Below are 12856 nucleotides of genomic sequence, written 5' to 3' on the forward strand. Positions count from 1 at the left end.
CGGCTGGTGCTGCTGGGCGCCGTGCTGGTCCTGCTCCTCCTCGGCGGGGCCGGCCCCGCGTCGGCCCACGCCGGACTCGGCAGCACCGACCCCCGCGACGGCACCGTCCTCGACGCCGCCCCCCGGCACATCACCCTGACCTTCACCGAGTCCGTCGGCCTGCTCGACGACTCGGTCCGGGTCATCGCCCCCGACAACCGCCCGCTGCGCACCAGCGGGGCCGCACACGTGGACGGCAGCTCCGACACGGTCCGGCTGCGGCTGCCCGCCGGCCTGGAGGACGGCACGTACACCGTGGCCTGGCGCGTGGTCTCCGCGGACAGCCACCCCGTCTCCGGCGCGTTCATCTTCTCCGTCGGCGAACCCTCCGCGACCACCGTCGCCGTCACCGCACCGGCCGAGGACCCGGCCACGACCTCGCTGTACAACCTCGCCCGCTACTGCGCGTACGGCGGACTGGCCCTGCTCATCGGCGTCCTGGTGTTCACGGCCGCGGTCCTCGGCGGCCCCTCCGAGGCCCTGCGCCGGCTGATCCCCGCGGCCTGTCTCACCCTGCTGGTGTCCACCACCGCCCTGCTCCTCCTGCGCGGCCCCTACGAGCGCGGCACCGGTCTCGCCGACGCCCTCGACCCGGCCGTCCTGCGCGCCACGCTCACCAGCAGGCCGGGGCTGGCGCTGCTGGCCCGGCTGGCGCTGCTGGCGGGGGCGTTCCTCCTCGTACGGCGGTCCTGGCGCCGTCCGCACGCCGTGCTCGGCGTCCCCCTCGCCCTCGGCCTCGCCCTCACCTGGGCCGCCGCCGAGCATGCCTCCGCCGGCATCCAGGTGCCCGTGGCGATCACCTCCTCGGTGCTGCACCTGCTCGCCATGGCCGTCTGGCTGGGCGGCCTGACCGCCCTGCTCACCGTGCTGTACCGCGCCCCGCAGGACCTCACCGCCCCCGCCGTCACCCGCTTCTCCCGGCTGGCCTTCGGCTGCGTGGCCGTCCTGACCGTCACCGGCGTCTACCAGTCCTGGCGCGGCCTCGGCTCCTTCAACGCCCTCACCGGCACGACGTACGGCCGCCTCCTGCTCGCCAAGCTGGCCGCGGTGACCCTGCTGCTCGCGGCCGCGGCCGTCTCCCGCCGCTGGACGTCCCACTGGGCGGCACAGCCGGCGCGGACCGCTGCCACGGAGAGGGTTCCGGAACTGGTGGGGGGCCGGGCGGTGGGCGTGAGCGAACCGGTCGACGGTGCCCCCGTCCCCACCCCACCCCCCGACGGCGACCCGCACCGCCGCGCCCTGCGGCGCTCCGTCCTCGTCGAGTTCGTGACCGGAGTGCTCGTCCTGGTGATCACCACGCTCCTCACGGTCACCCTGCCGGGCCGGGCCGCGAGCGAGAGCGCCGCCGCGCAGGCGGCCCCGGCAGGCGGGGCGGCCGCCGCGTCCACCACGGTGGTCCCCTTCGACGTCGGCACGCCGAACGGGCGGGGCAGGGTGCAGGTCGAGCTCTCCCCCGGCCGCGTGGGCCGGAACCAGGTGCAGGCCGTGGTGTTGGGGTCCGACGGCGGTCTGTCCACCGTTCCCGAGCTGCGGATGACGTTCACCCTGCGCGCGCAGGACGTCGGCCCGATCGACGCCCGGCTGGAGGACCGCGGCGGCTACTGGGTGACGGACGCGCTCCGGCTCCCGCTGGCGGGCACCTGGACGATGCGGATCACCGTCCGGACCACGGAGATCGACCAGGTCACGGTGGAGAAGGACGTCCGCGTCGGCTAGGACAGGCCTGGGGCCCTGACCGGTTGTGTTGGTTTCTGTGACAGCCTGTGCGTGATCACTGGGGTGCGCGAGTGTGACGGTTACGTTTCAACAAAGAGTGACGTCCACCCTTGACGTATGACCGGACATGCGGCTGTTATTACGCCACCCTCGTGTTCGGTCAGGTTGTTTTCTGATTGGTTTCGACCAATTTTCGGACCGGACCCTGTGCCCCCCTCAGGAGCCGCTATGCACACAACTCCCTCCGGTCTCACGCTCCCCGGCCCGAGCCGCCGCACCCTGCTGCGCGGCGTCGGCGGCGCCGCCGTTCTCGGCGCCGGCATACCCCTGCTCAGCGCCTGCGGCGGCAGCGGCACGGCAGCCGGCCCGAAGACGGTCACCCTGGGCTCCAAGGCGTCCGACCCGGTGCCGAAGAAGGCGTTCGCCGACATCTACGCGGCCTACAAGAAGAAGTCCGGCATCACGGTCGACGTGAACACCAAGGACTCGAACACCTTCCAGGAGCAGATCAACTCCTACCTCCAGGGCACGCCGGACGACGTGTTCACCTGGTTCGCCGGGTACCGGATGCAGTTCTTCGCGGCCAAGGGCCTCGCCACCCCGATCGACGACGTGTGGCAGAAGATCGGCGGCAACTTCCCCGAGGCGATGCAGAAGCTCAGCAAGGGTGAGGACGGCAAGTTCTACTTCGTGCCGCTGTACACGTACCCCTGGGCCGTCTTCTACCGGAAGAGCGTCTTTGCGGAGAAGGGCTACGAAGTCCCCGCCACCTGGGACGACTTCATCGCCCTGTGCAAGCAGATGCAGAAGGACAACCTGGTCCCGATCGCCTTCGGCGACAAGGACGCCTGGCCCGCGCTCGGCACCTTCGACCAGATCAACTTCCGTAAGAACGGCTACGACTTCCATGTCGACCTGATGGCGGGCAGGGCCTCCTGGACCGACGCCAAGGTGCGCGCCGCCTTCGACCTGTGGGCCGAGATCCTCCCCTACCACCAGGAGGGCGCCGTCGGCCGCACCTGGCAGGACGCGGCCCAGACGCTGGTGTCGAAGAAGGCCGGCATGTACCTCATGGGCACCTTCGTGGCCCAGCAGTTCACCAACCCGGACGACCTCGAGGACCTCGACTTCTTCGCCTTCCCGGAGATCGACCCGGCGTACGGCCAGGACACCGTCGAGGCGCCGACCGACGGCTTCATGATGAGCAAGAACCCGAAGAACAAGGCCGAGGCGGTCAAGCTCCTGGAGTTCCTGGGCACCCCGGAGGCCGAGGACATCTACCTGAAGTCCGACCCGAGCGTGGTCCACGCCTCCACCAAGGCCGACACCTCGTCGTACAGCGCCCTGCAGAAGAAGGCGTACGACATGATCTCGGGCGCCAAGAGCCTCACCCAGTTCATGGACCGCGACAGCCGGCCGGACTTCACCTCCACGGTGATGCAGCCCGCGCTGCAGAAGTTCATCCGCGATCCCAAGGGCGTCGACAGCCTGCTGTCCTCGATCGAGCGCCAGAAGAAGACGATCTTCGCCTCCTCATGAGCACCGACATCACCAAGGAGATCCCGGAGGCGGCCGCCGTGCCGCCTCCGGGCGCTGCCCCCGCCCAGCAGAAGAAGGTGCCCCAGGGGCACCGCCGCCTGCTCACCCGCCGCGACCGGCTCACGCTGGGCGTGATGGCGACCCTGCCGACGATCCTGCACATCGCCCTGGTGTGGGTCACGGCCCTCGCCTCGATCGCGCTCGCGTTCACCACCTGGGACGGCATCGGCTTCGACTCGATCCAGTGGGTCGGGCTGCAGAACTTCAGGGAACTGTTCGAGCAGAACCCGCAGTTCTGGCCCGCCGTGCAGCACAACGTCATCTGGTTCGTCGTGCTGATCGTCATCCCGACGCCGCTCGGTCTCTTCCTGGCCGTGCAGCTGGACAAGAAGATCCGGTTCAGCCGTGTCTACCAGACCGCGTTCTTCCTGCCGGTCGTGCTGTCCATGGCCGTCATCGGTTTCGTCTGGCAGCTCGTCTACAACCCCGACACCGGCCTGATCAACAGCATCATCGGGGCAAACGAGCCCGGCAAGTACATCGACTGGATCGGCGACCCGGACCTCAACCTGTGGGCGATCCTCGTCGCCGCGTCCTGGCGGCACACCGGCTACATGATGATCCTCTACCTGGCCGGCCTGAAGGGCGTCGACCCGTCCCTGCGCGAGGCCTCCGCGATCGACGGTGCCAACGAGTGGCAGACGTTCAAGAACGTCGTCTTCCCGACCCTGCGCCCCACCAACACCATCGTCCTGGTCGTCACGATCATCGAGGCGCTGCGCGCCTTCGACCTCGTCTACGTCTTCAACGGCGGCGCCGAGGGCACCGAGCTGCTGTCCATCCTCGTGACCAACAACATCGTCGGTGAGTCGAGCCGTATCGGATACGGATCCGCGATCGCGGTCGTGCTGCTGCTGATCTCCCTCGTCGTGATCATTCCTTACCTGGTGAGCACCTTCCGGAAGGAGCGGCGAGCATGAGCACCGCGACTGTTGCCGTGAAGAAACGCACGCCGGTCCGCCCCGCCCGGCTCCTGCTGCATGTCGTCCTCGGCAGCATGGCGCTGGCCTGGCTGGCGCCGCTGGCGTGGGCGATCTACGCGGCCCTGCGCCCGTACGCCGAGACCAGCGAGAAGGGCTATGTGTCCCTCCCGGACACGCTGAACTTCGACAACTTCACCAACGCGTTCACGCAGTCGGACATGACGCACTACTTCGTGAACACGCTGCTGATCGCCGTCCCGGCCGTCCTGGTGACCCTGTTCCTGTCGTCGATGGTGGCGTTCTACGTCGCCCGCTTCGACTTCCGGATCAACCTGTTCCTGCTGCTGCTCTTCACGGCCGGCAACCTGCTGCCGCAGCAGGTCATCATCACCCCGCTGTACCGCCTGTACCTGCTCATCGACCTGCCCGGCATCACGATGAGCGGCAAGCTGTACGACTCCGCCCTCGGCCTGGTGCTGATCCACGTGGCGTTCCAGTCCGGCTTCTGCGCCTTCGTGCTGAGCAACTACATGCGCTCCCTGCCGCACGAGCTGACCGAGGCCGCGCTGGTCGACGGCGCCTCGGTGTGGCGGCTGTACTGGCAGATCACCCTGCCGCTGTGCCGTCCGGCGATGGCCGCCCTGGCGACGTTGCTGTCCATCTGGATCTACAACGACTTCTTCTGGGCCCTCGTCCTGATCTCCACCGGCGAGAACATGCCGATCACCTCGGCGCTGAACAACCTCTCCGGCCAGTACTTCACCGACCCCAACCTGGTCGCCGCCGGCGCCCTGCTCACCGCGATCCCGACGCTGATCGTCTACTTCCTGCTCCAGCGGCAGTTCGTCAGCGGCCTCACCCTCGGCGCCAACAAGGGCTGACGCCCGCCTTTTCGAAAGAGAACCACCGTGCCCCACCCCTTCACGCCGCTCGCCTCCGTGCCCGTGGACTCGCGCACCGCCCGCGTCCACGAGGAGGGCTGGCAGTCCTGGAGCCCCAGCGGCGCCTACGCCCTCGGCGACAAGCCGTACCGCCCGACCAACGACAACTGGGCGACGGTCTGCTACCGCCCCGGCCACACCGTCCCGGACGACACCTTCCAGGGCGAGGGCCTGCTCGCCCTCGACCCCGGGGACGGCTCCCCGGTCCGCCTGTGGGCGGCGGCCGACCCCACCCGCGAAGTGCCGTCGATCCGGCTGGTCGTGACGGACGGCACCGCGGAGGTGAGCGCGAACGGCCCGGTGAAGGAGTGGACGGGCGCGGACATCCAGTCGACGCTGGCGGACTGGGCCTCGGGGATCGGCCTCGAAGCCCCCCGCACCGCACCCACCGTCTGGTGCTCCTGGTACGAGTACTTCACCCACGTCACCGAGGACGACATCCACGAGAACCTCCGTGCGATGGACACCCTCGACCTGCCCATCGACGTCGTCCAGATCGACGACGGCTACCAGAAGGCCCTCGGCGACTGGCTCACCCTCTCCGGCCGCTTCCGCTCCCGCGCCGGCATCGCGGACGCCATCCGCGCCCGGGGCCGCCGGGCCGGCATCTGGACGGCGCCGTTCCTGGTCGACCCGGCGAGCGAACTGGCCGCCGAGCACCCCGACTGGCTCGTACGGTCGTCCGACGGCGCCCCGCTGCACGCGGGCCGCAACTGGGGCCACGACCTGTACGTCCTCGACACCACCCACCCGGACGCGGCGGCGTACCTGACGGAGGTCTTCACGACCCTGCGCTCCGAGGGCTACGACTACTTCAAGGTCGACTTCCTCTACGCGGGCGCCCTGGAGGGCGTACGGCACGCGTCGGTGGACGCGCTCACCGCGTACCGCTCCGGCATCGAGCTGATCCGCGAGGCGATCGGCCCGGACGCGTACCTGCTGGGCTGCGGCGCGCCGATGCTGGCGTCGATCGGCCTGTTCGACGCGATGCGGGTCAGCCCGGACACCGCACCCCACCGCCGCCCCGAGGCCGACGACTACAGCCAGCCCGGCCAGGACCCCGCCGAGTTCACCGGCGTCGGACGCCAGTGGCAGCACGGCCGCCTCTGGATCAACGACCCCGACTGCCTGATGGCCCGCCCGGCCGTGGAGACCCGCGAACGCTGGGCCGCGCACGTCGAGGCGACCGGCGGCCTGATGGCCTCCAGCGACCGCCTGCTGTCCCTTGACGAGTGGGGCGTGGCCACAACGCGCCGTCTGCTGGGCGGTGTTGCCCGATGAAGCGGGTGCTGAACGTCCCCGGTATCGCCTACGGCGGCGACTACAACCCCGAGCAGTGGCCCGAGGAGATCTGGGCCGAGGACATGCGCCTGATGCGCGAGGCCGGGGTCACCATGGTCAGCGTCGGCATCTTCTCCTGGGCGCTGCTCGAGCCGGCCGAGGGGGAGTACGACTTCTCCCGCATGGACAGGATCCTCGCCCTGCTCCAGGAGAACGGCATCGCCGCCGACCTGGCCACTCCGACGGCCGCGCCGCCGGCCTGGTTCTTCCGCGCCCACCCCGAGGCGCTCCCGGTGGACAGGGACGGCCGCAGACTGTCGTACGGCAGTCGCCAGACGTTCTGCCCGAGCAGCCCGGCGTACCGCAGGGCGGCCCTGCGGATCACCCGCGCCCTCGCCGACCGCTACGCCGACCACCCGGCGGTGGCGATGTGGCACGTCCACAACGAGTACGGTTGCCACAACGCGGAGTGCTACTGCGACACGAGCGCGGCGGCATTCAGGGTCTGGCTGCGCAACCGCTACGAGGACCTGGCTGCCCTGAACCACGCCTGGGGCACAACCTTCTGGAGCCAGTGGTACTACGACTGGGACGAGATCCTGCCGCCCCGCGCCACCGGAGCCGTCCCCAACCCGACGCACCAGCTGGACTGGCGCCGCTTCTGCTCCGACGAGCTGCTGTCGCTCTGCACCGCCGAGCGGGACGTGCTGCGGGAGGCGGCCCCCTCGATCCCCGCCACCACCAACTTCATGGTGATGCAGAACTTCGACGCGCTGGACTACTGGCGCTGGGCGCCCGAGCTGGACGTCGTCTCCAACGACCACTACCTGATGTCCACCGACCCCGAGTCGGAGATCGACATCGCGCTCAGCGGCGATCTGATGCGCTCGCTGGCGGGCGGCCCGTGGCTGCTGATGGAGCACTCGACGGGCGCGGTCAACTGGCAGCCCGTCAACCGCGCCAAGCGCCCCGGCGAACTGCGCCGCAATGCGCTGGCCCACGTCGCCCGCGGCGCGGACGGCATCGCGTACTTCCAGTGGCGGGCCGCGAAAGCGGGCGCCGAGCAGTGGCACTCGGCGATGCTGCCGCACACCGGCACCGACAGCCAGATCTGGCAGGACGTCGTCCGACTGGGCGCGGATCTGCAGGCGCTGTCGGAAGTCCGCGGCAGCACCGGCACCGCCGAGGTGGCCGTCGTCTGGGACTGGAACGCCCGCTGGGCCCTGGAACTCCCCTCCCAGCCGAACGGCGAACTCCGCTTCCAGGACCTGGTACGGGACTGGTACGAGCCACTGTGGCGCGCGGGCATCGCCGTCGACTTCGTCCGCCCGGACGCGGACCTGTCGTCGTACCGCCTGGTCCTGGCCCCGAACCTGTACCTGGTCGACGACACGGGCGCCGCGAACCTCACCGCCTTCGCCCGCCGCGGCGGCACCCTCGCGGTCGGCTTCCACAGCGGCGCGGTCGACGAGAACTGCCACGTACGGCTGGGCGGCTACCCCGGCGCGTTCCGCGAGGCGCTCGGCGTCCGCAGCGACGAACTCTTCCCGCTCCTCCCGGAAGAGACGGTCGGCCTGACCGGCGAGGTGGCGCCGGGCGCGACCGGGACCCTGTGGTCGGAGCGGGTGCGCACCGAAGGTGCCCAGGTCGTGGCCTCGTACACGGACGGCCCCCTGACCGGCCGCCCGGCGGTGACCCGCCACACCTTCGGCGAGGGCACGACGTGGTACCTGGCCACCCGCCCCGACCCGGCGACCCTCGGTTCGCTGCTCGACCGCATCCGCTCGGAAGCGGGCGTGGCGCCGGTCCGCACGACACCGGACGGAATCGAGGCGGTGCTGCGCCGCGGCCCGGACGCCGACTACCTCTTCCTGATCGACCACACGGGCCGGGGCGCGGAGGTCTCCGTGTCGGCAACGGCGACGGAACTGCTCACCGGCAAGCCGGCCGAGGGCGGTTCGGTCACGGTCCCGGCGGGGGGCGTGGCGGTGGTACGGGAGCCGCGGGAGTAGCCCCTGACACCGGGAACGCATTGCCTGGAGGGAGCCACCATGGAGGTGAGCGTGCTCACCGTGCCCGGCCGACTGCTGGGGGGCTCCCTCCATGCCCGAGCTGCCAGACGTCGAGGCGTTCCGGAAAGTGTTCGAGTCCTGCGCGCTGCGCAGGGTCGTCCGACGCGTCGACGTGCGTGACGCCGGCGTGCTGCACCGGGTGAGCGCGCGGGGGCTGCGCGACGCGCTCGAGGGCCGGCGGTTCACCGGCCTCGAGCGCCACGGCAAGTGGCTCCTCGCCCGTACCGGCGGCGGCCACACCCTCATGCTGCACTTCGGCATGACCGGTCGACTGGTCTGCGGCCATCCCGACGACGCCGCCGAACCCCACGACCGCGTCCTGTTCACCCTGGGCCGGGACCGTCAGCTCCGCTACCGCGACCAGCGCAAGCTCCAGGGCCTCTGGCTGGCCGACGATGCGGATGTCGCACGGTTGCTGGCCCGCCAGGGCCCCGACGCGATGGCGGTGGACCGCAAGGAGTTCGAGGCCGCGCTGTCCTCCCGCCGCGGCACCCTCAAGACCGCCCTCACCGACCAGTCCGTCCTGGCCGGACTCGGCAATCTGCTTGCCGACGAGATCCTCTGGCGCGCGCGGCTGCGCCCCACCAGCCGGACGAGCGATCTCACCGAGGCCGACCGTCGGCGCCTGTACACACAGATGCGCCGCACCCTGCGTTCCTCGGTCACGGCCGGCTGCGTACCACCGCATGACTCCTGGCTCACCGGCCACCGCGACGACCCCGACCCGCACTGCCCACGCTGCGGCACCCCCCTGCGCCGGTCCCGCCTGGCAGGCCGGACCACGATGTGGTGCCCGCAGTGCCAGCCACTCAGCCGTCAGCCTTGATCTTCTTCATGGTGAGGTGGGACTCGAGACGATGAACCGCGGCCAGGCCCATGAGCTTCTCGGTGACGAAGGCACCGGCCTGGACTTCGCCCTGACCGCCCTGTTCACCGTCCTGGCCCTCGACGCCCTCCGGGACCTGCGCGGCGACCTGCCCACCCCCCTGCTCGCCCTCCTCAGCGCCCTGGCCGCCCGTCTCCTCTTCCCCGGCCGGCTGCTCCTGGCCGCCTTCGCCCTCTTCACGGCCGGGCTCCTGGCCCGCCACTGCACGACCGGCAGGAAGCCGAGCCATGTCTGACACCCGCTATGCCATCGCCGCGATCGCCGTCACCTGGGGCCTGCACCTGTGGCGCCGCAACGCCCTCCTGAGCATCCTCGGCGGCACTGCCGTACACGTGCTCCTGGCGAGCATGGCGGGATGAGACGATACGGGCATGACACTTATTCGGCCTGTATAGGTACGTAGTAGTGTGAATTTCTCCCCGCCCGGCGCGACGGTGAGCGTGATGCACATGGCCCTGAACGAACAGCTCGGTCAGGCTCCGCCGACAGCGAGCCTGGCGCCGGAAGCCGCCCGGATGCGCGTACTCAGGAACATGGGCGACGGGCAGACCCAGGCAGAGGTGTTGCAGCTCGCCCTGCATCATGCGGTGGCCGAGCTCGGTGGGCTGGGTGGCATGGTGCACCTGCGCATACCCGGTGACAGCCGGCCGTTGCACCTGGCGGCGACGGGCGGACTGCCCCGGGAATTCGCCCAGGAGTGGGAGACTCTCGGCCGGCAGGCTGAGACCGCACCGGTCCGGGCCCTGCGGGACGGCGCACTCGTGTGGCTGCCCACGATCGACACGCAGACCTGCGCCCTTCCTGCCGACACCGGGATCGTGGCCGTCCCGCTGCTCGCCGCGGAGGGCAGCTCGCTCGGGGTGCTCTCGGTCGTGACCGTGGGTGGAGTTCCCTCGGTCGCGCAGCGGGATTTCCTCGAGGCGCTCGCACGGTGGGCGTGCGAGCGTCTGGCACGTCCCGCTCCCGCCACAGGCAGCCTCGGCCCCGCCTGGTGGAAGGCGGAACATTTGGCCGGGCCCGGGCTCCAGCAGGCGCGCGAGGCGGTCCGCGTCGGCAGCTGGGTCCAGGACCTCCGCACCGGCGACGTGATCTATGACGAGGCGACGCTGACCGTACTCGGCATCGACCCGGAGACCTTCGACGGACGGGTCGACACCGTTGTGGGGCTCGTCCACCCGGACGACCTGCCGCGCGTTGTGGCCGCGGTGGAGCAGGCCGTCCGACAGCGCGGCGAGTACGCAGCGGAGTACCGGCCGTGCCGGTCGGACGGCACTGTCGTCTGGGTGGAGGCACGCGCCCAGGTGGTCCTCGGCGAGGACGGCGAGCCGGCTCGCTTCGTGGGCACCGTGTGGGACACGACCCAGAAGCGGGCGGCGCTGGATTCGGTCGCCCATTCCCTGCTGCACATGAGCGACGGTTTCCTCACGGTGGATGCCGACTGGCGGATCGAGTTCGTCAACCTCCACGCCGAGCGCCTCCTCGGCCCCTCGCAGCAACTGTTCGGCCGCGTACTGTGGGACGTCGCCGGTGCCGAAGTGCCCGGTCTGGAGGACCGCTGCCGGCAGGCCGCAGCCGCGGGCACTCCGATCGGCTTCGACGTCCAGTGGCCGGCAAACCGGCGCTGGTACCGCCTGCGTCTGGTCCCGTCGCCGGACGGTGTGACGGTTTACCTCACCGACGTGACCGAGAAGCGGCTGGCAGACGAGCAGCGTGCGGCGGCACAGCGCGCCGCTGCGCAACGCACCACGTACATCGGGCGCCTCAACGCGGCGCTGGCCGAAGCGGTCTCGGTCAGCGACGTCGTGGACACCGTTGCAGAGCGCGTCCTGCCCCTCTTCGGTGCCACCGGCCTCTTTGTCCAGCTCGTGGACGGCGAGAGCCTCCGGGTCGCAGGGAGCGCCGGGTACTCCCAGGAATTTCTGGACAACTGCCCCGACAGGACCAGCCTGTCCGATCACAGCCCGTTCACCGACGCCGTCCACCACGGCGCCCCGCAGTACCTCGTCTCCGAACGGGAGTTCCGCGAACGCTACCCGGATGTCCCCGACCTCGCATTCGCGGGAGGGAAGCAGGCCTGGGCGTACCTTCCCCTGATCGTCTCCGGTCGTCCCGTCGGTTGCCTGGTCATCTCCTTCTCCCGGCCGCGCCGGTTCAGCGAGGAAGACCAAGCCCTGCTGACCGCGCTCGGCGGGCTGGTCGCCCAAGCCCTCGAACGCGCCCGCCTGTACGACGCCGAGCACACCCGCGCCCAGGAACTGCAGCGCGGCCTGCTCCCGCCGGTTCTGCCCTCCGTGCCGGCCGTCACCACCGCTGCCCATTACGTGCCGGCCACCAAGGGTCTGGAGGTCGGTGGCGACTGGTACGACGTCATCCCCCTGTCGGCCGAGCGAGTCGCGCTCGTCATCGGAGACGTCATGGGCCACGGACTGTCCGAAGCCGCCACCATGGGGCGCCTGCGCACCGCAGTACACACACTGGCGGGACTCGAACTGCCCCCCGACGAGCTGCTGTCCCACCTCAACGACCTGGTCAGCGACCTCGGCGACGACTTCTACGCCACCTGCCTGTACGCGGTCTACGACCCCACCGACCAGGTTTGTACCATCGTCCGGGCCGGGCACCCCCCACCCGCCCTCGTCCAGCCCGACGGCACCGTCCACTTCCCGCAGCTGCCTCAGAACCCGCCGCTCGGCGCGGCCACGCCGCCCTTCGAGACGGTGGAGCTGACGGTGCCCGCCGGAAGCCTGCTCGTGCTCTACACCGACGGCCTGGTCGAGTCCGCGTTCCGCGACATCGACAGCGGCATGGCCCACCTGGCCGACACGCTCATCAACGCCCAGATGTCCGACGGGCGCGATCCGGGCGCCACGATCGCCGACCGGGATGCCGACGCCCGGCACCTTGACCAGCTGTGCACCGAGCTCGCTTCCGCTCTCCTCTCCGCCAAGGAGCAGACCAGCGACGACACCGCGGTGCTCGTGGCCCGCACCCACGCTCTCCCCGCCGGGGACGTGGCGTTCCGGGAGCTTCCCGAGGATCCGATCGCCGCAGGCCAAGCCCGCGACTACATACGACAGCAGCTCACCGACTGGCATCTGGACGACCTCATCTGGACCACAGAGCTGATAGCCAGCGAGCTCGTCGGCAATGTCGTCCGTCATGCGAGAGGCCCCATCCACCTGCGTCTCATCCGCAGCCACTCGCTCATCTGCGAGGTCAGCGACGGCAGCCTGACCACCCCGCACATTCGCCGCGCAATCGAGACCGACGAAGGCGGCCGCGGCCTGCAACTGGTCGCCGCACTCTCCCAACGCTGGGGAACCCGCTACACGTCCAACGGCAAATGCATCTGGACCGAGCAGCTCCTGCCGTAGTCAGTTGCTCCATACCACGCCCAAC

8 protein-coding genes and 2 pseudogenes are annotated in these 12856 nt (G+C 70.4%); all 10 read left to right on the top strand.

All coding sequences use genetic code 11. The features are described from left to right. Window positions 1-6: 6 nt before the first annotated feature. The 10 genes and pseudogenes from ACFVJQ_RS12570 to ACFVJQ_RS12615 all read left to right on the top strand — a co-directional run bounded on the left by ACFVJQ_RS12570 (window position 7) and on the right by ACFVJQ_RS12615 (window position 12831). Complete coding sequence (locus ACFVJQ_RS12570; protein WP_385783351.1) at window positions 7-1755, top strand: copper resistance CopC/CopD family protein; 1749 nt, start codon at window positions 7-9, stop codon at window positions 1753-1755. Between the two features lie 228 nt (window positions 1756-1983). Beyond that, window positions 1984-3294 (top strand): ABC transporter substrate-binding protein, encoded by a 1311-nt coding sequence (locus ACFVJQ_RS12575; protein ID WP_385783216.1) that lies wholly within the window; start codon window positions 1984-1986, stop codon window positions 3292-3294. Continuing rightward, the gene (locus tag ACFVJQ_RS12580; RefSeq protein WP_385510596.1) at window positions 3291-4274 is read left to right on the top strand and encodes a carbohydrate ABC transporter permease; all 984 of its coding nucleotides are present in this window, start codon (window positions 3291-3293) and stop codon (window positions 4272-4274) included. Before ACFVJQ_RS12575 ends, ACFVJQ_RS12580 begins: the two co-directional genes overlap by 4 nt. Further along, window positions 4271-5158 (top strand): carbohydrate ABC transporter permease, encoded by an 888-nt coding sequence (locus ACFVJQ_RS12585; RefSeq protein WP_385510597.1) that lies wholly within the window; start codon window positions 4271-4273, stop codon window positions 5156-5158. The genes ACFVJQ_RS12580 and ACFVJQ_RS12585 overlap by 4 nt, the downstream gene beginning before the upstream one ends. Window positions 5159-5185: 27 nt before the next feature. Then, window positions 5186-6499, top strand: a complete 1314-nt coding sequence (locus ACFVJQ_RS12590) for a glycoside hydrolase family 36 protein (RefSeq protein WP_385510598.1) — start codon at window positions 5186-5188, stop codon at window positions 6497-6499. After that, window positions 6496-8511, top strand: a complete 2016-nt coding sequence (locus ACFVJQ_RS12595; protein WP_385510599.1) for a beta-galactosidase — start codon at window positions 6496-6498, stop codon at window positions 8509-8511. Before ACFVJQ_RS12590 ends, ACFVJQ_RS12595 begins: the two co-directional genes overlap by 4 nt. A gap of 91 nt (window positions 8512-8602) precedes the next feature. Then, window positions 8603-9397: an Fpg/Nei family DNA glycosylase gene (locus tag ACFVJQ_RS12600; protein ID WP_385510600.1), complete on the top strand. Its 795-nt coding sequence runs from the start codon at window positions 8603-8605 to the stop codon at window positions 9395-9397. A gap of 76 nt (window positions 9398-9473) precedes the next feature. Next, window positions 9474-9692 (top strand): annotated as a pseudogene (locus ACFVJQ_RS12605) (branched-chain amino acid ABC transporter permease); the annotation flags it as partial. A gap of 13 nt (window positions 9693-9705) precedes the next feature. After that, a pseudogene (locus ACFVJQ_RS12610) lies at window positions 9706-9816 on the top strand (AzlD domain-containing protein); the annotation flags it as partial. 90 nt (window positions 9817-9906) lie between these two features. Then, entirely contained in the window at window positions 9907-12831 is a 2925-nt protein-coding gene (locus ACFVJQ_RS12615; protein ID WP_385783222.1) for a SpoIIE family protein phosphatase, read from the top strand. Window positions 12832-12856: the final 25 nt, after the last annotated feature.

This window comes from Streptomyces sp. NPDC127197, assembly GCF_042672405.1.
In the GTDB taxonomy this organism is placed as follows: domain Bacteria; phylum Actinomycetota; class Actinomycetes; order Streptomycetales; family Streptomycetaceae; genus Streptomyces; species Streptomyces flavusporus.